The sequence below is a fragment of the Symbiobacterium terraclitae genome, from assembly GCF_017874315.1.
In the GTDB taxonomy this organism is placed as follows: domain Bacteria; phylum Bacillota; class Sulfobacillia; order Symbiobacteriales; family Symbiobacteriaceae; genus Symbiobacterium; species Symbiobacterium terraclitae.
The window spans coordinates 1-23247 of sequence record NZ_JAGGLG010000042.1 but is presented as its reverse complement, the minus strand read 5'-3'; the positions used below and the strand labels follow the sequence as shown (position 1 = coordinate 23247).

The following is a 23247-nucleotide window of genomic DNA, read 5'->3' as shown; positions in this document are numbered from 1 at the left end:
GACAGCGCATGAAGAAGTAGGCACGATCGTTGATATCCAATCATTGGGAGTCTGCCCCTATCTCACGTGCGGTTACCCGGACAGGCTCCTAGCGCGCCCGGTCCGTCCAGGTCAGCTCCCAGTCCAGGCCCCGGCGCTCCTCGCCAGGCGCCAGGGCGTCCATGCCCGAGACGGCGGGATCGAGATCGAGGTTGAAGGCGTTGGTCATGCAGGTGTAAGGCTCGGCGCTGAAGCTGCCGGCGAAGCCGTTGAAGATCAGCCAGTGCCGGTAGGCGGGCGCGGCACGTAAGGCGAGCGTGCGGCCCGTGGTGCGGTTGGCCAGCTCGAACCGGCTCCAGCCGTCGGGCTCGGGATCCGTCACGCGGTAGCCCTCGCCCCGCGTCGCCGCGTGCGCCGGCTGCCAGGTCGACAGGTCGTAGACGCCGTGCGGTTCGTGGAACCGGCCGGTGGGCAGCCAGTCCGTCATCTCCCAGAGCCGGCCGGGCGTCAGCCGGATGAAGACCTCTTCCCCTTCGGGGGCCAGGAAGTACGGGTGGAAGCCGAGCCCGAAGGGCATCGGCTCGTCACCCAGGTTCCGCGCGACCGGGCGGCAGCGCAGGCTGCGCCCCGTCAGGGTGTAGGTCAGCTCCAGCACGAAGGGGTGGGGGAACTGGGCCATGACGTCGGGGTGGTCGGATGCCGCAAAGCGGATGGTCGCGGAAGCGCCGCCATCCGCGCCGGTGGCGGCGACCTGCCATGCCCGGCGCAGCGGGAAGCCGTGGTTGTGGTGCAGCCCGGACGAGTCGGTCAGCTCCAGCTGGTACTCGCGCCCGTTGAAGCGGAACCGGCCGCCGACGATGCGGTTCGGGGGCATCAGGACGGGAATCCCCCACCGGGCCGGCTTCTCCCGCAGCGACCGGGCGTCAGGGGCAGTGCGCAGCAGCTCCTCTCCCCGGTCTGTCAGGGAGATCAGGTTCCCGCCCAGGCCGGGCACCAGCAGTGCGGCGGTCTGGGCCTCGCCGTCGCTCAGGCGCAGGGCGGGCACGCCTGACCAGGTGGCCTCGGTTACGGTGAAGCGGGGCATGGGCATCCCTCCCGTGAGATGGGTTCCTGCAGAAACGGCGGCCCGCCGGCAGCGACGCTGCCAGCGGGGCGTGCGGCCGGCCTGGACGCAACGCCTCCCGCTCGGTTCGCGTCCGAAAGCGCGGGCGCTACTCCTCCCGCTCGGTGAACATCGGCCGGGCGCCGCTGCTCGGGGAATCGGCTGCGAGCGGCTGCTGCGCGAGGGCCACGTCCACCTCGTCCAGCCCGTTCCGGCGGGCCACCTGGCCCCACCACCGGGCGCTGTCCTTGGGGATGCGGGCCTGCGTCGCGTAGTCCACGTAGACGAGCCCGAAGCGCTGGCTGTACCCGAAGGCCCATTCGAAGTTGTCCATGAACGACCAGGCGAAGAAGCCCCTGAGGTTCACGCCGGCCTCGATCGCCCGGTACGCGGCCGCCACGTGGCGCCGCAGGAAGTCGACCCGCTCGGGGTCGTGCACCTGGCCGTCGGGGCCGATGCGGTCATCCCGGACCATGCCGTTCTCGGTGATGTACAGCGGCACGTCGCCGTAGTTGGCCTTCACCCAGAGCAGCAGGTCGTAGAGGCACTCCGGCACGATCTCGGAACCGGTGACGGTGGTGGGGGTGCCCGGCACGATGTCGTGGACCCTGAAGCCCAGCTCCGATGTGGGGTCGGCCTCGATGGTGCGCCGCCGGTAGTAGTTGATGCCGAGGAGGTCCACCGGCGCGCCCATCGCTGCCAGATCGCCTTCCTTGATGAAGTCCAGGGGTCCGACGACCTGGGTGTAGAAGGCCAGCATGTCCGCCGGGTAGCTGCCCTTCAGTACCGGGTCGAGGAACCAGCGGTTCACGTAGCCGTCGGAGATGCGCGTGGCCTCGCGGTCGGCCGCGGAGTCGGTGAGGGGGTAGTTGGGCAGCAGGTTGGGGGCGATGCCGATCTGCCCCCGGTAGTTGCCGTCCCGATAGGCCGTGACCGCCCGGCCGTGGGAGAGCAGGATGTGGTGCGAGCTGATCACGCCGGCCCGCAGGTCCTTCATCCCCGGGGCGTGCACGCCGCGGAAGTGGCCCAGCATCGAGGCGCACCAGGGCTCGTTGTGGGTGAGCCAGAGCTTCACCGCGTCGCCCAGGGCGTCGAACATGAGCGCGGCGAACTCGCCGAAGCGCTCGGCCGTGTCGCGGTTCAGCCAGCCGCCCTTCTCCTGCAGCGCCTGAGGCAGGTCCCAGTGGTAGAGGGTGACCATGGGCGTGATCCCCCGCTCCAGCAGGCGGGCCACCAGGCGGCGGTAGAAGTCCAGCCCCTTCTGGTTGGCGGGCCCCCGGCCGTCGGGCTGGATGCGGGGCCATGCGACGGAGAACCGGTAGGCGCCATAGCCCAGGTCGGCCATGAGGGCGACGTCCTCGGCGTACCGGTGGTAGTGGTCGCAGGCGACGTCCCCGGTGTCGCCGTTCAGCGTGTTGCCGGGGGTGCGGGCGAACCGGTCCCAGATGGACTCGCCCCGCCCGTCTTCGTGCACCGCGCCCTCGATCTGGTAGGACGAGGTGGCGACGCCCCAGAGGAACCCTTCCGGAAAGCGCATCATGTGCTGCTCCTCCTTCTCACCGCAGTGTCGAGGAATGGGGGTCCGACCGCCCGCCCAGCGCTCTCCCCGCAGCACGGGGCCGGGGATGCGCAGGCCGTCCGGGGCAGGCGGGGGACTAGATGGTCGAGGTGCTCAGGTGCGCCACGTCGTTGATGCCGAGGATGCGCACGTGCTGCGGGTCGATGTGGATCCGGTTGATGCAGCAGTTGCGCTGCTCAATCCAGAGGCCAGGCTGCCAGGGGCGGCCCATCATGGCCATCAGCAGGAACACGTTGAAGGTGCCGTGCGCGAAGATGGCCACCTTCTGATCGGTGGCGCCGAACCGGCGGCGGATGCGATCGAACATGTCCCGGGCCCGGGCGAATGCGGTCTCCGGCGTCTCCCAGCCGCACTCGAACCCGTCTTGGGGCAGGTCGTCGTCGCACAGCGCTCCGGGGCAGAGTTCCAGCACGCCGCGCCGCCCCAGGAACTGCGCCGGCTCCAGGTCCCGGTACTCCCACAGCCGCTGCCAGACCTCCAGGGGCAGGCCGGTGCGCGCCTGGGTGGCCAGGGCGGTCTCCAGCGCCCGGCGGAGCGGGCTGCTGATGAGCAGGTCGAGGCCCTCCTCCGCCAGGCGGCGGGCGGTCTCCTCGGCCTGCTGCCGGCCGAGGGGGGTCAGGCGGCCGTCGGGGACGTCGTAGGTGACGATGTTTCCTTCGGACTGGCCGTGGCGCACGAGGTACAGGATCACGGGGGTCACACCTTCCCTTCCGGCGGGCCGTGCGGGCGCGGGGCAGAACCCGCGCCCGCGACACTTACTACAGCCATTAGATAAAGTTGGTGGAACTCCTGGGTCGATGCCAAGGTCGCGCCCATCGAGACGCGCGCACCAGCCAGACGCCTACTCCTCCAGGAAGTTGACCTCCCGCACCTCGCCTGCACGGCTGATGCGGTACGTCTTCACCTGATGGGGGCCCGCCTCGACCGCGAAGGCGGCCTGCGCCAGCGGGACGCTGATGCGCGCCCTCGCCGGGCGGCCCGCGGGCTCGTAGAGCCGGAGGATCAGGTCGTCGCCCTCCTCGGCCTGCTTGAGCGCGGTCACCACCACCTGGTCGGGCGGATCGACCGTGACGAAGCCGGCCACCTTGGGCAGATCGCCCGGGTGGGCGTACTCGCGGATGACGGCCAGCGGAGCGTTCAGGTCGTGGGCCGCCCGGACGACGCCGGCGTCGACCCAGGAGCCCGCATGCGGCACCAGGCGCCAGCGCACCGTCTGCTCTCCCTGATCCTGGTAGTGGTACTGCACGCCCTGCTCCAGCCTGCTCGGGTCGTGGTGGGCGTAGACCGGGCTGCGCAGGATCGTCAGCCGCATCTCGCCGCCCAGGACGTCGCCCGCGTACTTGCCATCGTTCAGCAGGGCGACGCCTGCGGCGTGCCGGGCGCCCCTGGCGTCCCGGACGAAGCCCGTCACGTCCATCCACTGCTGCAGCGGCTCCTCCTGTCCGTCCGCCGGGCGGACGGCGTGGCCGTAAGGCACCGAGAAGGTGGCGCGCGCCTCGTCGAGTGCGAGGGGGAAGGCCAGCTTCAGCGCCCGGTGCCGGTCGTGCCAGTCCACCGTCAGGCGCCCCTCGATGCCCGGCGTATCACGGAACAGGCTGATCTCCTGCTGCGCCGTGGCGTAGGCATCGGCCCCAGCCGTCCAGCGGTAGCTGATGCGCCACGTCGCCCGTACCGGCCCGTCCTCCAGCAGCTCCACCCGGGTGCAGGCGAAGGCCCCGGCCTCGTGCCTGAGGGCGGTCACGCCGTGGCCCCAGGTGTCGGAGGGATCCTCCACCACGAGGAGCCGGGCGCCGGCGCCGGCCAGCAGCTGCAGCCCACGGGACTTGTCCCAGAGCCCCTTCAGGGCGCCGGTGGCCGGGTTCAGCTCCAGGCGCCACCAGCGGTTCTCCAGGACCTCCTGCGAGGCGGAGAGCCCGCCCTCAGGAGCGGTGGCCGCCGGCTCGTCCACCACGCGGTAGACCCGGTACCCCAGGGCCGGCACCTCGGCGGTGAAGAGCACCCGGGGCCGGGCGGTGGTGACGGAGTCGGGCCGGCCCAGCTGGTGCACCACCGGGCGCTCCTGGTCGTCCAGCACCTTCAGGTCCTCGGCGCCCCACTCGTTCAGCTCCACCGCCACCACCTCGGTGCGGGGCCAGGGGCTCGGGTTGAAGACGACCACCGGCGTGCCGTCGCCCAGGTCCACGGTCCAGCTCTCGGGGCTCCAGCGCACCCGGCGGATGGGCTCGATCTCCGCCGCCGGCCGGGCGCCCCGCCGCGTGTCGATGCGCTGGGCGATCACCTGCAGGGCGGCGTAGCCCGTCCGGTCCGCCACCGCGCTGGCCTCGTCCAGCTCCCGCTGCGCGTCCGCATACGCGGCCGGGATGGCCGAACCGGCCAGGATGTCGTGGAACTGGTTGAACAGCAGCAGCCGCCAGGCGTGCTCCAGCCGCTCGCCGGGGTAGGCCAGGCCGTAGAAGGAGGCGACGGCCGCCCACCTCTCGGCGGCGAGCAGCGCCGACTCCGCCTGCCGGTTCCACGCCTTGATGCCCGAGTGGGCGCTGTAGCAGCCCCGGGCGTGATGCTGCAGCTCCCCGGCCCAGACCGGCACGTCCGTGCGCCCGGCGTGCGCGGCGAAGAAGGACTCCAGCGAGCCGAACCGGAGGGTGGGCCAGTCGGGGGAGGCGTTGGCCTCCCGGATGGACGCGATGGCCCTGCGCGTCGGCCCGCCGCCGTGGTTGCCCACGCCGAAGAGGTGAACCCAGACCCGGGCGTCCTCCGGCCGCCAGTGGAGGTTCCGCTCCAGCGACATCTGCACGTAGACCGGGTTGGTGCTGTAGCTCTCCACCCGGACCGCCAGCACCTCCGAACCGTCGGGGGAGCGCCAGCGGAAGAGGTTCGACGGCAGGTCGAGCTCGCTGGCCCCGGGCCGCATGAAGGCGAAGTACTCCAGCCCTGCCTGACGGAAGAGCTGCGGCAGCGTGCCCGGGTGGCCGAAGGTGTCGGGCAGGAAGGCGATCCGCGCCCGCCGGCCCAGCACCCGTTCGAAGTACCGCTGCCCGTAGAGCCCCTGGCGGGCCAGGGCCTCGCCGGAGGGGATGTTGGCGTCGGGCTCCACCCACCAGCCGCCCACGGGCTCCCACTGGCCCCGGGCGACCGCCTCCCTGATCTCGGCCAGCATCTCCGGGTGGTTCTCCATCCAGGCGTAGTGCGCCGCGGAGCTGTGGATGAAGACCATTTCCGGATTCTCCCGCAGCCGGTCCAGGGCGGAGCGGAAGGTGGCCTTCACCGTCTCGTAACCCTCGCGCCAGTCCCAGAGCCAGACAGGGTCGATGTGGGCGTGGCCCACCATGATGAACGTCAGGTCCTTGCTGCGCTTCTCCTGCACGACGAGACCTCCCCAAGCTGATGTCACAATCGGTGCGCGGCGAGAGGAATTCCCACGGGGACAGGCGAACACTCACTTAGTATAGGTGTTAGACAAAGTACCCCGGATATCCTATCAAGTCAAGGCACGGATTTCTGCCGACAAGTCAGCGCACATCATGGACTACAGGGGGCCAGAGCGGAATGGCAAAGGTTGCGCAGATAGACGGCGGGCTGCTGGTGGAGGCGGCCGCCTACAGGCTCCGCCTTCCCGCAGACCGCCCGTTCGCCGTCCTGGAGGACGCGGCGGGGAACCGTTGGGCGGAGCTCTTCCTCGGCGCCAGCCTGCACGCCAGGGAGGGCCTCGATGAGAGCGCCCGCCTGGAGCCGCCCGAGGCGGTGCAGACTGCCGACGGCGTGCAGGTGACGGTGCGGGCCGTCAGCAGCCACTGGCAGCGGAAGGCGCTGGTTCTGCAGTGCCGGGAGGAGTCGCTGGAGGCCCGCCTGGAGGTGGCCGGCGCCGGCCGGATCACCGACCTGCACCTCTTCGGCGGGTACTATTCCGGCGCGCTCCGCTTCGGCAGCGGCTTCTTCCTGAGCGGCGCCGGCTTCCGCTCGGTCTTCAACCCCGAACCCTGGGGCTCGGAGCGGCGGGCCATCGCCGCCTCGGAGCCCACCCTGATCGACGTCTGCGGCTCCGGCGCCCTGCCGGGGCGGCGCCACTGGATTTTCACCCCGGCCCCCTTCTGCTACGGCCTCTCCCGCACGCCGGTGAGCGGGGCCGGGCTCCTGCGCACCGGCTCGGTCGCCACGGACCAGGGCGGCGTGGACCGCAGCGCAGGGGTTGCCGAGAGTGCGCCTGACGGGACCGCAGCCGGCGCCGAGCCGGAGCTGCCCGCCGGCCCCTGGGCGATGATGGGCCTGGTGGTGCGGCCGGGCGAGCACCAGTTCACCGGGTTCCACTACGACGGCATGGAGGACGGCTTCGCGCTCCGCCTGACCTACGAGGGGCAGACGGCGGTGGACGGCGAGTTCGTCTCGCCCGGCGTGCTCTTCCTCTTCGACCAGCCCGACCCCTATACCGGGCTGGAGCGCTACGTGGCGGAGCTGGCCCGGCGCGGCCTGGTGGACCTGTCCCAGCCCGCCGGCCGGCCCGACTGGTGGCACGAGCCCATCCTCTGCGGCTGGGGTGCCCAGTGCCACCTGGCCAACCTCACCAGTGCCCGGGCGCCGGAGCTGGCCACGCAGGCGAACTACGACCGTTTCCTGGCGGCGCTGGAGGCCCGCGGCGTGCGGCCGGGCATCGTGGTCATCGACGACAAGTGGTCCGCCACCTACGGCACCTGCGAGGCCGACCCGGCCAAGTGGCCGGACCTGAAGGCCTGGATCGCCGGGCGCCACGCCGCCGGGCAGCGGGTGCTGCTCTGGTGGAAGGCCTGGGACCCCGAGGGGCTGCCGGCGGAGCTCTGCGTCACCAACGCCGCGGGGCTGCCCGTGGCCGCCGACCCCTCCAACCCCGCCTACGAGGAGCGGCTGCGCCGGGCCGTGCGGCTGATGCTCTCCCCGGAGGGCTACGACGCCGACGGCTTCAAGGTGGACTTCTCCGCGCGCACCCCCAGCGGCCCCGGCCTCCGGCGGTACGGCCGGGAGTGGGGGGTGGAGCTGCTGCGCAGGCTGCTCTGGATCCTGCACGACGAGGCCAAGCGGGTGAAGCCCGGCGCGCTGGTGATGACCCACACCCCCAACCCCTACTTCGCCCAGGTCACCGACATGATCCGGCTCAACGACATCAACACCGGCAGCCCCGTGGTGGCGCAGATGCGGCACCGGGCCCGGGTCGCCCGGGCGGCGCTGCCCCACCACCTGATCGACACCGACAACTGGCCCATGCCCAGCCGGGCCGCCTGGCGGGAGTACCTGCAGGTGCAGCTGGAGCTGGGCGTACCCTCGCTCTACTTCGCCACCGACCTCGACTCCATGGAGCCCCTGGAGGAGGAGGACTACGCCGCGCTGCGGCGGCTGTTCGCCGCGGCTCGCGCAGGGGCGCGCCAGGACCCCGGGCGGGGCAGGCCCTGACCGGTGACGCAGGAGGGACCCCACAGTTGGCGGCGGGCGCCGGCCGTCCGCCGGCGGGACGAACGGAGGGATGCGACCCCCATGTCCGAGCAGAAGACGCAGGTGATCATGTACCACCACACCCACTGGGACCGCGAGTGGTGGACCACCTACCAGCAGTTCCGCTTCCGGCTCGTGAACATCGTCGATCAGCTGCTGGACAACCTCGACCGCGACCCGTCCTTCCGGTTCACCCTCGACGGGCAGACCATCGTGCTGAAGGATTACCTGGCCGTGCGGCCCGAGAACCGGAGGCGGCTGGTGGGCCACATCCGGTCGGGCCGGCTGGCCGTGGGGCCCTGGCACATCCTGCCCGACGAGTTCCTGGTGAGCCCCGAGGCGCACATCCGCAACCTCTGGCTGGGGGAGCGGACCGCCCGGGAGCTGGGCGTGCGGACCAGCCGCGTCGGCTACCTGCCCGACCAGTTCGGCCACTCGGCTGGCATGCCGGCGATCCTGGCCGGCTTCGGCATCGAGAGCGCCGTTGTGTGGCGGGGCTTCGGCGCCCCGCCTGTGGGCCACCCCCCGGGGGATGGCTACCCCGGTCACCCCGACTGCTACCGCTTCGCCCACCCGTACAACGCGGCCCAGTTCCCGGCCGCCATGCAGTCCGAGTTCTGGTGGGAGGGCCCCGACGGCACCCGCATCCTCGGGATCTACCTGCCCCTGGAGTACTACCGCAGCCACTATGCCGATTATCCGGACGACCCGGCGCGCACCCGGGACCAGACCGTCGGCCGGGCCCGCCGCACGGTGGCCCACCTGAAGGCCTTCGCCACCACCCGCTTCCTGCTGGAGCCCATGGGCGGCGACCACCTGCCCAGCGATGAACGGCTGCCCGGGCTGCTGGCCGAGATCAACCGAGAGTTGGCCGCCGAGGGCGTCGAGTACCGGCTCGGCTCCCTGGAGGAGTACGTGGCGGCCGTGAAGGGCGAGAACCCGCAGCTGCAGGTGGTCTGGAAAGGGGAGGGCCGGGCCTTCGGCCGCAAGGCGCACCTGCTGCCCGGCGTGCTCTCCGCCCGCCTCTACCTGAAGCGGCAGAACCAGCAGTGCCAGGTCGCCCTGGAGCGCTACGCCGAGCCGCTGCAGGCGCTGGCCTGGCTGCTGGGCGGCCGCTACGAGCAGACCTACCTCTGGACCGCCTGGGAGCGCCTTGTGGAGAACCACCCCCACGACTCCATCTGCGGCTGCTCGGTTGACCAGGTGCACCGGGAGATGCTCACCCGGTTCGCCGAGTCGCACCAGATGGCGCACCTGCTGGCCCAGAGCGCCCTGGAGGACATCGCCCGCCGGGTGGACCGGACCGGCGTGCCTGAGGGCGCGCAGCCGCTGCTGGTCTTCAACCCGCTCACCTGGAGCCGCACCGATGTGGTGACGCTGCCCTTCAACCCCGCCCTGGCCATCGACCCGGCCACGTGGCGGCTGGTGGATGACGCCGGCCGAGAGGTGCCCTTCCAAACCCGGCCCGGCGAGGCCCCCATCGACAAGCTGGAGCGGTTCGACTGGCTGGGGGCGCCGCCCGGGCCCTACGTGACCGGCTCCGCCAACGACTGCACGCTGGTCACCTTTGTGGCCGAGGGGGTGCCCGGCCTCGGCTACCGCCGGTACCACCTCGAGCCCCGGAAGCGGCCCCTGCCGGCCCGTGTCTGGCGGTTCACCGTGACCGGCGACGCTGCCAAGGAGAAGGGCGATGACGCGACGACGGGCCTGACCATCGGCCCGGGCCTCCTGGAGAACCAGTTCCTGCGGGTGACCGTCTCGCCCGCAGACGGCAGCCTCACCCTCTACGACAAGGGGACCGGTCTGATCTACGAAGGGCTGAACCGGTTCGAAGACGGCGGCGACGCCGGCGACACCTACAACTACGCCCGCCCGGTGGGTGACCAGGTGCTCTCCACCCGGGGCCTGCAGCCCCGGCTCAGCTGGGTGGAGTGCGGCCCCGCCCGCGCCACCCTGCGGATCACCTGGGCCTGGTCGCTGCCCGAGGGGCTCACGGAGGACCGAACCAGCCGCTCGCCCCGGTACGTGCCCTTTGTGCTGCACAGCGATATCACGCTGCTGCCCGGGGTGAAGCGGGTCGACATCCGCACGCACTTCGAGAACACCGCCCGCGATCACCGGCTCCGGGCCTGCTTCCCGCTGGGCGCCCCGGCGGCCGCCTCTGCCGCGGAGTCGCACTTCTGCGTGGTGGAGCGCCCCACTGCGCTGCCGGAGGGTGAGCGGGGCAGCGCCGAGCCGGCCGTGGCCGAGCACCCGCAGCTTGCGTTCGTCTCGGTCTCCGACGGCGCCCGGGGCATCACCATCGCCAACCGGGGCCTGCCCGAGTACGCGGCTGACCCCGACGGCACGGTGCGGCTCACCCTGCTGCGGGCCGTGGGCTGGCTGAGCCGGGACGACATCGGCAGCCGCGTGGGCGGCGCCGGGCCCACCATGCGGACGCCGGAGGCGCAGATGCTGGGGCCGGTGGAGGCAGAGTACGCCATCATCCCCCACGCCGGCGACTGGGACGCGGCGCTGAGCTGCAAGCCGGCGCACGACTTCAACGCCCCGCTGGCAGCCGTGCCGCTGGTGCCCCAGGCGGCGCCCATGCGGGCGCACCTGCCCGCGGTGGCGGAGAGTCTGCCGGCCGCGGGGGCGCTGGTGGAGGTGGCCGGTGACCTCCTGCTCACCGCCTGCAAGCGGGCCGAGGACCGGGAGGCCCTGGTGCTGCGCTTCGTCAACGAATCGGCCACCGCCCGGGCCCTGTGGGTGCGGCCGGCGCGGCGGCCAGCCCGGGCCTGCCTGGTGAACCTCCGGGAGGAGCCGCTGGAGGGCGGCGAGCTGCCCGTCGACGAGGACGGCGCGGTGGCCCTGGAGGCGGCGCCCTGGCAGGTATTCACGCTGGCCTTCGAGTTTTAGCGGAAAGGGAGGATGTCCCATGTCCAAGACGCTGGCCCTTCTGCACACCACGCCCGTCACCGTCGGCGCCATGTCGGAGCTGGCGGCCCGGGAGCTGCCCGGCGTGCGGGTGATCAACCTGCTGGACGACAGCCTGCTCAAGGACGTGATCGCCGCCGGCGGCGTCACGGCCGCGGTGGAGGCCCGCATGCGGGCCTACTTCGAGCAGGCCAGGGTGGCCGGGGCCGACGCCGTGCTCTGCTGCTGCTCCTCCGTCGGCGACGTGGTGGACCGGGCCCGGGCGGAGGCCCCGATCCCGCTCCTGCGCATCGACGAGCCGATGGCGGTGGAGGCGGTGCAGTCGGGGCGGCGAATCGGGGTGATCGCCACCGTGCGCACCACCCTGGAACCCACCGTGGGCCTCATCCGGCGCAAGGCGCAGGAACTGGGCCGCGCGGTGGACGTGGAGCCCGTGCTGGTGCAGGGGGCGTTCGCCGCCCTGTCGGCCGGCGACGGCGCGGCCCACGACCGCCTCGTGAAGGAGGCGCTCATCGCACTGCTGAAGCGTTCGGATGTGGTGGTGCTTGCGCAGGCCTCCATCGCCCGGGTGCTGGCCGCCCTGGAGCAGCCCCCGGCGATCCCCGTGCTGACCAGCCCCCTCTCCGGCCTGAAGGCGGCCGGGGCCATTCTCGCAGAGTAGGTGATGGAGATGAGCAAGAAGATCCCCGGGGGCCTGGCCCTCACCGAGTTCCTGCCCCGCGCGCAGGCGGAGGGCTACGCCGTGCCCGCGTTCAACGCCCGGTACCGCGCCTGCATCCGGCCCATCATGGAGGCGGCCATGGCCGCCCGGTCGCCCGTCATCGTCGAGATCAGCCAGCGGGAGCTGGGCTGGTTCGGGCTCACCCCCGCCGCCTTCCGGGAGGAACTGGAGCGGGTGGTGCGCGACCTGAAGGTGGACGTGCCCTTCGCCCTGCACCTGGACCACACCTGGGAGATGGACGTGATCGAGGCCGCCGTGGAGGCCGGCTTCACCTCGGTGATGATCGACGCCTCCAGCAAGCCGTTCGCCGAGAACGTGGCGGCCACACGGGAGGTAGTGGCCTACGCCCGCGCCCACGGCGTCAGCGTCGAGGCCGAGCTGGGCAGACTGACCACCACGGACAAGCTGGAGACGATGGACGACGAGGAGATGTACACCGACCCGGCCGAGGCCGGCGACTTCGTGCGGCAGACCGGCTGCGACGCCCTGGCCACCTCGGTGGGCACGGCTCACGGGGTCTACCCGGTGAAGAACCCGAAGATCGACTTTGAGCGGCTGGCCGCCATCCGCCGGGAGGTCGGGCCGGCCACCATCCTGGTGCTCCACGGCGGCTCGGGGCTCCCGGAGGAGACGGTGCACAAGGCCATGGCCCTGCCGGGGGGCGGCATCAGCAAGATGAACATCGCCACCGACCTCGAGAACGCCCTGCTGGAGGCCATGGGCGGCCTGAAGCGGATGACCTCGGCGGAGCTGGACGCACAGGACCCGGCGCTGCTGGAGCGGGGCCTGGCCGCCGTGCGGGAGACCGCCCTGGCCAAGATCCGGGACTTCGTCCGCTCGGCGGGCAGGGTGTAGCGCCGCTACCCTGGGAGGTGAGGCCGTGAGGGCGGCCGTGGAGACGTGGAAGCTCGCCTTGCGCTTCGTATGGAAGAACCTGCTCCAGATCATCGTGCTCAACCTGTTCTGGTCCGCAATCTCCTGGCTGGTGCTGCCCGCCGGGCCGGCCACGTTCGCCCTGTACTGGTTCCTGGCGGAGCTGCGGGACAACGACGATGACCTGCGGACGGTCATGTACTTCAGGGCGCTCCCACGCTTCATCAAGGACGGCCTCATCTGGATCACGGGCTGGATCCTCGTCCTGCTCCTCGCCTATTCCAACGGCTACTTCTGGGGCGCCATGCTGCCGCCGGTGGCCGGCTGGGCGGTCCGGTTCGTCTGGATCTACGCCCTGGCCTTCCTGACGGCCATGCAGCCCTACCTCCTGGAGGCGCTGATCGTGCGCGGCGAGGGATGGAAGGACGCGCTCAGGCGGGCGGCCTGGCAGGTAGGCGCGAACCCCGTCTACAGCCACCTCCACCTGCTGATCCCGGTCGTGATCGCCGTAGTCGGGTACAAGACCGTCACCACCTTCCCGCTGCTGCTGGTCTCGCTGGGGGTGGCCTTCATGGCGATCATCGCCCAGGAGGCGCCGTGGAAGTACGGTGAACCGCCGCCCCTCGAGCGGCGGCTGGAGGACGTGCTCTGATCACGGGCGCCGGTGCGCGCCGGACGCCTGCGAAACAGGGGGGCTGGTTGTGCGGCAGCTTTCGGAATCGCTCTACCTGCACCGGGATACGTGCAACGTCTACGTGATCAAGGAGGGCCGCTCGGCGGTGCTCATCGACTGCGGCGACGGCAGCGTGCTGGACGGGCTGTCTGCCATCGGCGTCGACCGGGTCACCGACGTGCTGATGACCCATCATCACCGGGACCAGGCCCAGGGGCTGCCGCGCGCCGCCGCGACCGGGGCCCGCATCTGGGTGCCCGAGGCCGAGCAGGACCTGTTCGCCCGGGTCGACCGCCACTGGCTGGCCCGGGAGCTGGCCAACATCTACAACAACCGGGAGGACCGCTTCTCGCTGCTGGAGCCCGTGCCGGTGGCCGGCCTGCTGCGGGACTACCGGACGGTGCGGCTGGGCCGGCACGAGTTCACCGTGGTGCCCACCCCCGGCCACACCACCGGGTCGGTCAGCCTCCTGGCCAGGGTTGACGGCCGGACGGTCGCCTTCACCGGCGACCTGATCTACGGCCCGGGCAAGGTCTGGTCGCTGGCCGCCACCCAGTGGTCGTACAACGGCGGCGAGGGCATCGCCGGCACGATCCTGTCGCTGCTGGACCTCAAGGACCGCCGTCCCGACGTTCTCCTCCCCTCGCACGGCGAGCCGATGGCGGACCCGGCCGGGGCCATCGACCTCACCGTGCAGCGGCTGGCCGATCTGCGGACCGTGCGGCGGCAGAACCCGCGCCTCTTCCTGCTGCGGGAGGAGCCCTACGAGCCCGCAACCCCGGAGACGCCGCACCTGCTGTTCAACCGCACATCGATGGCGAACTCCTTCGTGCTGCGGTCCGACAGCGGCAAGGCTCTGGTGATCGACTTCGGCTACGATTTCATGTTCGGGCCGGCCGCCGGGTCCGACCGGGCCTCCCGCCGGCCCTGGCTCTATACGATCAAGGCCCTCAAGGAGAAGTACGGGGTGCGCGCCATCGACGTCGTGGTCCCCACCCACTACCACGACGACCACGTGGCCGGCATCAACCTGCTCCGGGAGGTGGAGGGGGCGCAGCACTGGTGCCCGGAGTCCTTCGCCGACATCCTGGAGCGGCCGGAGCAGCAGGATCTGCCCTGCCTCTGGTACGACCCCGTCCCCGTCGACCGCCGGCTGCCGCTGGGCGAGCCCATCCGGTGGGAGGAGTACACCCTGACGCTCCACCCGCTGCCCGGCCACACCTACTACGCCGTGGCCATCGCCTTCGAGGTGGACGGCCGGCGCGTGCTGGCCGTCGGTGACCAGGTGGCGGACGGCGACGGCCTCTTCCTGAACTACGTATACAAGAACCGGTTCCAGGTCGACGACTTCGTGGCCACCGCCGCGCTGCTGCGGCGGCTGCGCCCGGACGTACTGATCCGCGGCCACTGGGGCCCGCTCCCGGTCACCGACGAGTACCTGGAGGCCCTGGAGCGGGCCGCGGGCGAGGTCGCGCGCCTCCACCGGGAGCTGCTGCCCCTGGAGGAGGTCGACTTCGGGGCGGGCTCCGTCGGCGCGGAGATCCGCCCCTACCGGGCCACGCTCCGGCCGGGTGCGCGGCTGCCGGTCGCCGTGGCCGTGCGGAACCCCTTCGGCACGGCGGAGGAGGCGGAGGTGCGGCTGACCCTGCCCCCCGGCTGGCGGGCGGAGCCGGAGTTCGCACGGGTGCGGCTGGCGCCCCGCGCGACCGGGGAGGTCGGGTTCGTCTTGGAGGCCCCGCTTTCGGGGGCTGCGTACCGAGTGCGCGTCGCAGCGGACCTGACGGTGGGCGACCGCCGGTTCGGGCAGCACGCCGAGGCCCTGTACACGCTGGAAGCTGAGAGGAGTTGACGACGGTGAGCCCCTTCGAGATCCGCGGCGTGATCGAGGGCTTCTACGGCCGCCCGTGGTCGCATGCCGAACGGGAGCGCATGATCGACTTCCTGGGCCGGCACGGCTACAACCTCTACGTCTACGCGCCCAAGAACGACCCGATCCACCGCAACCGCTGGCTGGAGCCCTACCTGCCCGAGGAGCTGGCGCGCTTCGCGTCCCTCGAGCGGCGGTGCCGCGAGCGGGGCATCCTCTTCGTGTTCGGCCTGAGCCCGCTGAAGCTGCACTACAGCGACGAGGGCGAGATGGCCGCGCTCTTCGCCAAGCTGGAGTCCGTCTACCGGCTCGGGGTGCGCGGCTTCATGCTGCTGGTGGACGACATGCCCGACAAGTTCCACTACCCGGACGACGAGGCGCGGTTCGGCAGCGTGGCCAACGCCCACGTGTGGCTGAACAACGCGGTGCTGGCCCGCCTGCAGGAGTGGGGCGGCGTCGAGCGCTACCTGTTCGTCCCCACCGAGTACTGCGGCGAGGGGCGCTCCGCCTACCTGGCGCGCCTCGGCGAGGGGCTCCGGCGGGAGGTCTGCGTGATGTGGACCGGACCCGAGGTGTGCAGCCCCCGCCTGACGACGGCGGACGCCAGGGTGATCAGCGAGACCCTGCGCCGCCCCGTGCTCTACTGGGACAACTACCCCGTCAACGACGGCGAGATGCGCTGGCGGCCCCACCTGCGTCCCATCCGGGGGCGCGACGCCGACCTGGGCACGGTGGCCCTGGGCATCGTCGCCAACGCCTCGCTGCAGCCCGAGGCCAGCAAGATCCCGCTGCACACCTACGCGCAGTACATGGCCGACCCGGCGGGCTATGAGCCCGAGGCCGCATGGCAGAAGGCCCTGCTGGACGTCTGCGGCGACGAGGCCGACGCCCGGGCGGTGGCAGCGCTGGCCGACCTGGCGCGCTGGTCGCACCTGGAGCGCGGGCGCCAGCTCTACAACCAGCTGGCGTTTACGTTCAACGAGTTCTGGCGGCGCTGGGGCGGCGCGCCCGCCGTGGCGGGCCCCGACCTGGAGGGGGCGCCGGCGCCGGGAGAGGAAGCGCCCGCCATTGCCGCGCTGGCGCCCGGAGCGGGGCGGACACCGATTCCTGGCGGGGCGTCGGCCCCGCCTGGCGCCGCCGAGCGGCTGGCCCTGATCGGCGACCTGCTGGCCGAGTTCGCCCGGCTGCACGCCGCGGCGGACCGCGTGCTCCACAGCATGGTGAACCCGTGGCTGCAGGCCGAGCTGCGCCCCTGGGCCGAGAAGCTGGCGGGCTGGTGCGATACCGTGGCGCTCGCCCTCACGGCCCTGCGCACCACCCTGCAGGATCCGGCTGATCCCCGCCTGCCCGCCCTGCGCCGGGATGCGGTGGACCGGCTCTGGGCCACCCGGGAGAACTTCCACTGGGTGGCGGGCGACCTCATCGACCAGTTCGCCCGCCGCTGCCTCTGGGCCGCCCAGGAGGCGGCCGGCGGGGCGGGCGGGCAGATCCCGACGGAAGGGGTGGGCGCCGGTGCGTGAGCGGCTCTCTCTGAACGGCGCCTGGCGGTTCCAGCCGACCCCCGGCGCCCCCTACAACGACCCCGACACGCCGCCCGCGGCCCTGACGGAACCCCGCACCATCGCCGTGCCCGGCTGCATCCAGGCGCAGTTCGCCGACCTGCGGGACTATGCCGATGTATCGGTTTACGAGCGCACGTTCACCGTGCCCGCCGCGTGGGGTGGCCGGGCGGTGCGGCTCCACTTCGGCGCGGTCGACTACCTGGCCGAGGTCTGGATCGACGGCCGGTACGTGGGCAACCACGAGGGCGGCTTCCTGCCCTTCTGGTTCGACATCACCCGGTACGTCGCGTTCGGCCGCGATCACCGATTGACCGTGCGGGTGACCGATCCCGGCGGCGCCGCCTGGCCCGACCGGGAGTACCGTCCGTTTCCCGACATCTCCTTCCAGGAGGCGCCGCACGGCAAGCAGAGCTGGTACGGCTCCATCGGCGGTATCTGGCAGGAGGTCTGGCTGGAGGCCGGCAGCCCCGTATGGCTCTATCGGGTGCTGGCCACCCCGACGTGGCAGGCGGGCAGGTCCACTTCCGGGCGATCCTGGCCGGGCCCGAGGGGCCCCTGAGCAGCAAGGCGGCGCCCACCGGCACCCGGCTGGCCGGCCAGGGCCCCGCAGGCGGCCGGGCGCCTTGGCCGGTACCAACGCCGTCCACGCCGGAGGGCCACTGGTCGGTGCAGGTGCGGGTGACCGGGCCGGACGGCGCAACGTACGCCTCGCCCCCGGCGCCCGCTGCAGCCGGCGAGGCGCACGTGAGCGTACGCATCCCGAGGCCCGTGCTCTGGGCCCCCGAGCACCCCGACCTCTACGAGTTCGAGGCGGTGCTGCTGGAGGGGAGCACCCCGGTGGACCGGCTGGAGGACCACTTCGGCATGCGCACCGTGGAGGCCCGGGAGAACCGCATCTACCTGAACGGCAGGCCGCTCTACATCCGGGCTGCGCTGGACCAGGACTACTACCCCGTCAGCCTCTGGACGCCGCCCGACGACGCCTTCCTGATGGAGCAGGTCCGCCTGGCGAAGGAGCTGGGGCTGAACACGCTCCGGTGCCACATCAAGGCGCCGCATCCCCGCTACCTCTACTGGGCGGACAAGCTCGGGCTGCTGGTCTGGGAGGAGTACGGAAACCCGAGCAACTCCCAGGGCCGGGCCCCCGAACTCTGCCGGGCCACCCTGGAGGGGCTGATCGAGCGCGACTACAACCACCCGGCCACGGTCATCTGGTCGGTCATCAACGAGTCGTGGGGCCTGGACCTGAGCCAGGAGCGGGACCGGACGTGGCTGGCGCAGATGTACGACCACTTCAAGGCGTACGACCCGACCCGCCTCATCACCGACAACTCGGCCTGCCCCGGCAACTTCCACATGGCCACCGACCTGGCCGACTACCACAGCTACTACGCCTACCCGGACCACTTCGACCGGTGGGAGGCCTGGGTGGCGGACCTCGCCGGCCGCCCCGGCTGGCTCTTCAGCCCCCACGGCGACGGACGCCCCACCGGGCAGGAGCCCCTGATGAACTCGGAGTTCGGCAACTGGGGCCTGCCGGACGCCCACGACCTCCTGGACGGGGAGGGTCGGGAGCCCTGGTGGTTCGCCACCGGCGCCACCTGGAACGAGGGCGTGGTCCATCCGGCCGGGGTGCGGGAGCGGTACGCCGGCTCGGCGCTGCCGGCCGTCTTCGGGGCGTACCGCGACTTCGTGCGGGCGACGCAGGTGCAGCAGTTCCGGGCGCTCAAGCACGAGATCGAGGCGATGCGGCAGCGCCCGAGCCTGAACGGGTACGTCATCACCGAGTTCACCGACGTGCACTGGGAGTGCAACGGCCTGCTGAACCAGAACCGGCAGCCCAAGGCCGGGCACGCCCTGTACCCCACGGTCATCGCCGGCACGCAGCTCATCGCCCGCCCGGCAGGGAGCCGATGGGCGCTGGCGGCCGGCGAGACCGTGGCGGTGCGCGTGCAGGTCGCCTCCGACTCCGCCGCCGCCGCGCCGGGCTGCACCGTGTGCTGGTGGCTGGAGGAGGGCGTTGCGACGCCGCTGCCCGGCCCCGGCGTGGGTCCCCGCCCCGGGGCGCAGCGGGGGAGCCTCCCCGGCGTGGTCCTGCCCGCGTTCGGCGTGGCCGAGGCCGGCACGCTCCGTTTCCGGGCGCCGGTCAGCGGACAGCGGGTGCGTCTGCACCTGGCCCTACTGGACCGTCACGGCCGGGAGATCTGCCGGGGTTACGAGGACTTCGGCGTCTACGTCCGCCCGGGAGCGGAGGGCGTGCGCCTGTGGCTGGATCCGGATCTGGCCGGTGCGCATCCCGGCCTGGCCGGTGCGCTCGAGGCGCTGGGGTATGCGGTGTCCGCCGGGGGGCTCGGAGCGGCCGGGGATGTGGCCCTGGCCTCCCGCCTGGAAGGCCCCGCCCTTGCCCACGTTGCCGCCGGCGGGCGCCTGCTGCTGCTGGCCGGCGCGCCGCAGGACCTTCCCGGCGGGCTGCGGATCGTCGACCGGAAGGACGGCCAGTGGCACGGCGACTGGGCCTCGGGCTGGCACTGGCTGCGGCCGGGGCTGCTGGGCGAGAGCGAGGCGGCGCTGGAGAACCCGCTGGACCTGGACTGGGCGGGCCTGCTGCCCGAGCACGTCGTCCTGGGGGCGGGGGAGGCGCAGGCCGACTGGCTGGCCGGGTACGTGCTGGGGTGGGTCCGGCTGCCGGCGGCGACGGCGCTCGGTTTCCGGCTGGGCCGGGGGAGCGTGGTGGCGACCACCTTCCGCGTGGCCGGCTGCCTCGGCGACCACCCGGCTGCGGCGCCCCTGCTCGCGGGGCTCATCGCCCGGCTGCGGGATCCCGCCTTCCGGCCCGCACTGCATGTAGCGAAGGAGGCCAGGTAGATGGACCGTGAACAGATCGTGCAGGCGATGATCGACCATTCCCGGTCGCTCTTCCAGCGGAACTACACCTACTCCACCGGCGGCAACCTGAGCCACCGCTTCGGCGACGGCATGCTGATCAGCGCCACCAACACCTCCTTCGGCCGGCTGCTGCCCGGCGACTTCGTCGCCTGCGACCTCTCCGGGCGCCCGCTGCCCGGCGAGGCGCTGCAGCCCTCGAAGGAGGCCATCTTCCACGCCGCCATCTACCGGGCCAGGCCCGAGGTGGGCGCCGTGCTCCACCTGCACTCGCAGGCGGCCATCGCCCTCAGCTGCCTCGCGGTGCCCACCGACACCGGCAACGTGCTGCCCGCGGTCACCTCGGGCTCGGTGACCCGCGTGGGCCGGGTGCCGCTGATCGAGTACATCCCGCCGGGTGCGCAGCGCCTGGCCGAGCGGATCGAGGCGGTCTGCCGCTCCGTCAACGCCATCCTGCTGCAGAACCACGGCGTGGTCACCTACGCGCCCGCCCTGGACCAGGCGGTGGACATCGCCGAAGAGCTGGAGCAGAACATCAAGGTCTGGCTGATGACCGGCGGCCAGGCCCGCATCCTCACCGACGACGAGCTGGCCGGCGCGAAGCCGCTCTTCGGCGCGGCGGTGGCCCCGGGCACGCAGCGGCCCGTCCTGCGGGAGGGCGTCAACCTGGGAGGGGGGCTGCGGCTGTGAGCGGACATGCGAGGGTGCCCCGGCCGCTGGTGGGCGTGGTGGCCGACGACATCACCGGCGCCGGCGACATCGGCGTGATGTTCGCCAAGCACGGGTACGCGGTGCGCATCTTCGGCGCCGGCACCGACCTGAGCACGCTGCCGCAGCGGCTGGCCGGCCGGCGCACCGACGTGATCATCATCGACACCGACAGCCGCATGGATGCGCCGTCCGTGGCATATGCGAAGGTGCGCCGGGCCACCGCCGCCCTGGTCCGGGCCGGCTGCGGCCTCTTCTGGAAGAAGACCTGCTCGGTCTTCCGGGGAAACGTCGGCCCCGAGTTCGACGCGCTGTTCGACGAGCTCGACCACGGCTTCGCCCTGGCCGTGGCCGCATTCCCCAAGAACGGCCGCGCCACCCGGGACGGCTGCCACTACGTGCACGGCCGCCCGCTGGCCGAGTCCGAGTTCGCCCGGGACCCTGTGCATCCCCGCACCGAGTCCAACCTGGTGGCCGACCTGCAGCGGCAGACGGGCCGGAAGGTGGGGCTGATCCCCCTCGCGGTGATCCGGCGCGGTCCGGAGGCGATCCGGGCGGCGATGGGGGAGGCGCAGGCGGCGGGCGTCGCCTACGCCCTCTGCGACGGCGAGACCCAGGCCGACCTGGCGGCCATCGCCAGGGCGGCTGCGGCGGAGCGCGTCCTGCTGGGCTCTTCCGCCCTGGCCGAGGAGCTCCCCGCGGTCTGGGAGCCTGTGACCCCGTACTCCCCGCTGGCCGGCCTGGAGCTGGACGACGCCGCGGGAGTGCTGGTCATCGCCGGTTCGGTAATGCCCCAGACGCAGGCGCAGGTGGCGGCCGCGGAGGCCGCCGGCGCCCGGGTCTTCACCCTGACCAGCGAGGAGGCGCTGCGGGATCCCGCGGGCGCGGCGGCGCAGCTCGCCCGGGCCGCGGCCGACGGCCTGCGGGCCGGGGCCAACGTGGTGGTGCGGTCGGAGAACCGGCCCGATGCGGTGGACGCTGCACGGGCGCTGGGCGCCTCCCTGGGGATGGACGGGGTCGCGGTGAGCCGGCGGATCTCCGCGGTGCTCGCCAGCGTGGCGAAGGCCGCACTGGCCGAAACCGGCGCCCGGCGGTTGATCACGCTGGGCGGGGACACGTCGGCAGCGGTGTGCCGGGAGCTTGGAGTCGATGAGACCGTGGTGCTCGCGGAGATCGCCCCCGGCCTGCCCTCGTCGCTGGTACCCGGGGAGCGGCCGCTGCTGCTGGTGCTCAAGTCGGGCAGCTTCGGCGGGCCGGAGTTCGTCAACGAGGCCATCGCACACCTGTCCGGCCTCGGGAGGTGATGGGGATGGCGGTGCTGATCGGCATCGACGTGGGCACGACCCACCTGAAGGCCGGCGCCTTCACGCCGGCCGGCGAGCTGCTGGCCATGGCCACCCGTCCCACGCCGGCGGCGTCCACGCCCGAGGGTGGTGCCGAGTACGACCCGGAGGCGATCTGGTCCGGCGTTGCTGCCTGTCTCGCCGAGGTGCGGCGGGTGGTGCAGGGCCAGGTCGTCGCGGTGGGCATCGCCTCCATGGCGGAGTCGGGTGTGCTGGTGGACGGCGGCGGAAGCGCGGCGTACCCGGCGATCGCCTGGTTCGATCCCCGCACCCGCCCGCAGGCGGAGCGGCTGGGGAAGCAGGTGGGCCGGGAGGTGCTCTTCCGCCGCACGGGCCTCTTCCTGATGCCGAAGTTCGGCTTGCTGAAGCTGCTCTGGATCAAGGAGCATGCGCCCGGGGCGTATGCGCGGGGCGCGGCGTGGCTCTCCATGGCGGAGTGGATCGCCTTCAAGCTGACGGGCCGCCTGGCCTCCTGCCCCACGCTGGCCTCCCGCACCCTGGCCTTCGACCTGACCGCCGGCGCGTGGATGGACGACCTGCTGGCCGAGGTGGGCGTGCGGCGTGCGCTGTTCTGCGAGATCGTGCCCGAGGGCGCCCCGCTGGGCGGCGTCACCGAGGCGGCGGCCGGGTTGACGGGGCTTCCTGCGGGCGCACCGGTGGCCCTGGCCGGCCACGACCACCCCTGCGCGGCGCTGGCGGCCGGGGTTACGGGGCCGGGGCAGATGCTGGACTCGACGGGCACCGCCGAGGCGGTGATCGGGGCGATGGCCGGCCCGCTGCTCACGCCGGCCGCGCTGGCCAGCGAGATCAGCCAGGGTCCGCTGCCGGTGCCGGGGCTGTATGCGCTCCAGGCGGGAGCGCCGGCCTCGGGCGGTTCGGTGGAGTGGCTCCGGCAGGAGCTGCTGGGCGGGGCGGGCTACGCCGACCTGATCCGGCTGGCGGAGGAGGCGGGAGAGGGGCCCACGGGACTGCTCTACCTCCCACACCTGGCCGGCGGGGGGCCGCCCAGGGTGAACCCGGCCTCCCGCGGCGCACTGGTGGGGCTCAGCTACGGCACGACCCGCTCCCAGGTGGTGAAGGCGGTGCTGGAGGGGACCGCATACGAGCTGCGGCAGATGGTGACCGCCATGGAGGACCTGACGGGCACGCCGTTCACCCGGGTGGTCGTCACCGGCGGCCACGCCCGCAACCCGGTGTGGCTCCAGATCAAGGCCGACGTGCTCGCCCGGCCGCTGGTGGTGCTCGAGGCTTCCGAGGCGACGCTGCTCGGTGCCGCCCTGCTGGGGGGCGTCGGCGGCGGCGTGTACGGCGGACCGGTGGAGGCGGCCGCCGCGGTGCGCCGGCAGTCCAGGGTGGTCAGCCCGAGGGCGGAGGTCGCCGGGGCGTACGCGGCCGTGTACCGCCGCTATGCCGGGCTGGCCGAGGCGCTGCGGCCGGTGTACGAGGGATGAAGATGCGCCTGCGACCGAGCGGTCGCAGGCGCATGTTGCTGGTACGCCTCGCAGTCTACGTGACTAGGGGGTTCAAGTCCCCCCTGTGCCTTTGCTCGTTTCACTTGGCACTGTAGCCTAAGAACAGTCCGCA

16 protein-coding genes are annotated in these 23247 nt (G+C 72.5%); 12 read left to right on the top strand and 4 right to left on the bottom strand.

Going from position 1 to position 23247, the window contains the following annotated elements; genetic code table 11:
* Positions 1-88: 88 nt before the first annotated feature.
* The 4 genes from J2Z79_RS16985 to J2Z79_RS16970 form a co-directional block, all read right to left on the bottom strand.
* Complete coding sequence (locus J2Z79_RS16985; protein WP_209468099.1) at positions 89-1063, bottom strand: aldose 1-epimerase; 975 nt, start codon at positions 1061-1063, stop codon at positions 89-91.
* Positions 1064-1190: 127 nt separating this feature from the next.
* Entirely contained in the window at positions 1191-2621 is a 1431-nt protein-coding gene (locus tag J2Z79_RS16980; RefSeq protein WP_209468098.1) for a GH1 family beta-glucosidase, read from the bottom strand.
* A 115-nt stretch (positions 2622-2736) separates the two neighbouring features.
* Positions 2737-3351 (bottom strand): histidine phosphatase family protein, encoded by a 615-nt coding sequence (locus J2Z79_RS16975; protein ID WP_342589530.1) that lies wholly within the window; start codon positions 3349-3351, stop codon positions 2737-2739.
* 150 nt (positions 3352-3501) lie between these two features.
* The gene (locus J2Z79_RS16970; RefSeq protein WP_209468096.1) at positions 3502-6024 is read right to left on the bottom strand and encodes an alpha-mannosidase; all 2523 of its coding nucleotides are present in this window, start codon (positions 6022-6024) and stop codon (positions 3502-3504) included.
* Between the two features lie 182 nt (positions 6025-6206).
* Here J2Z79_RS16970 and J2Z79_RS16965 point away from each other — a divergent pair, with 182 nt between their 5' ends.
* The 12 genes from J2Z79_RS16965 to J2Z79_RS16910 all read left to right on the top strand — a co-directional run bounded on the left by J2Z79_RS16965 (position 6207) and on the right by J2Z79_RS16910 (position 23114).
* Entirely contained in the window at positions 6207-8078 is a 1872-nt protein-coding gene (locus J2Z79_RS16965; RefSeq protein WP_209468095.1) for an alpha-amylase family protein, read from the top strand.
* Between the two features lie 81 nt (positions 8079-8159).
* On the top strand, positions 8160-11015 hold the full coding sequence (locus tag J2Z79_RS16960) for an alpha-mannosidase (RefSeq protein ID WP_209468094.1): 2856 nt from the start codon (positions 8160-8162) through the stop codon (positions 11013-11015).
* A gap of 19 nt (positions 11016-11034) precedes the next feature.
* Positions 11035-11694: an aspartate/glutamate racemase family protein gene (locus J2Z79_RS16955; protein ID WP_209468093.1), complete on the top strand. Its 660-nt coding sequence runs from the start codon at positions 11035-11037 to the stop codon at positions 11692-11694.
* 9 nt (positions 11695-11703) lie between these two features.
* On the top strand, positions 11704-12609 hold the full coding sequence (locus J2Z79_RS16950; protein WP_209468092.1) for a class II fructose-bisphosphate aldolase: 906 nt from the start codon (positions 11704-11706) through the stop codon (positions 12607-12609).
* Between the two features lie 25 nt (positions 12610-12634).
* Positions 12635-13279 (top strand): YesL family protein, encoded by a 645-nt coding sequence (locus tag J2Z79_RS16945; protein WP_209468091.1) that lies wholly within the window; start codon positions 12635-12637, stop codon positions 13277-13279.
* 49 nt (positions 13280-13328) lie between these two features.
* Positions 13329-15149: an MBL fold metallo-hydrolase gene (locus J2Z79_RS16940; protein ID WP_209468090.1), complete on the top strand. Its 1821-nt coding sequence runs from the start codon at positions 13329-13331 to the stop codon at positions 15147-15149.
* 5 nt (positions 15150-15154) lie between these two features.
* Positions 15155-16687 carry a protein O-GlcNAcase gene (locus J2Z79_RS16935; protein ID WP_209468089.1) on the top strand — a complete coding sequence of 511 codons (1533 nt, stop codon included), beginning with the start codon at positions 15155-15157 and terminating at the stop codon, positions 16685-16687.
* Positions 16680-17288: a sugar-binding domain-containing protein gene (locus tag J2Z79_RS16930; protein ID WP_209468088.1), complete on the top strand. Its 609-nt coding sequence runs from the start codon at positions 16680-16682 to the stop codon at positions 17286-17288. The genes J2Z79_RS16935 and J2Z79_RS16930 overlap by 8 nt, the downstream gene beginning before the upstream one ends.
* Complete coding sequence (locus J2Z79_RS16925; RefSeq protein ID WP_209468087.1) at positions 17201-19594, top strand: glycoside hydrolase family 2 TIM barrel-domain containing protein; 2394 nt, start codon at positions 17201-17203, stop codon at positions 19592-19594. Before J2Z79_RS16930 ends, J2Z79_RS16925 begins: the two co-directional genes overlap by 88 nt.
* Complete coding sequence (locus J2Z79_RS16920; protein ID WP_209468086.1) at positions 19595-20302, top strand: class II aldolase/adducin family protein; 708 nt, start codon at positions 19595-19597, stop codon at positions 20300-20302.
* Positions 20299-21624 carry a four-carbon acid sugar kinase family protein gene (locus tag J2Z79_RS16915; protein WP_209468085.1) on the top strand — a complete coding sequence of 442 codons (1326 nt, stop codon included), beginning with the start codon at positions 20299-20301 and terminating at the stop codon, positions 21622-21624. Before J2Z79_RS16920 ends, J2Z79_RS16915 begins: the two co-directional genes overlap by 4 nt.
* Positions 21625-21629: 5 nt before the next feature.
* Positions 21630-23114: an FGGY-family carbohydrate kinase gene (locus J2Z79_RS16910; protein WP_209468084.1), complete on the top strand. Its 1485-nt coding sequence runs from the start codon at positions 21630-21632 to the stop codon at positions 23112-23114.
* The last annotated feature ends 133 nt before the right edge of the window (positions 23115-23247 follow it).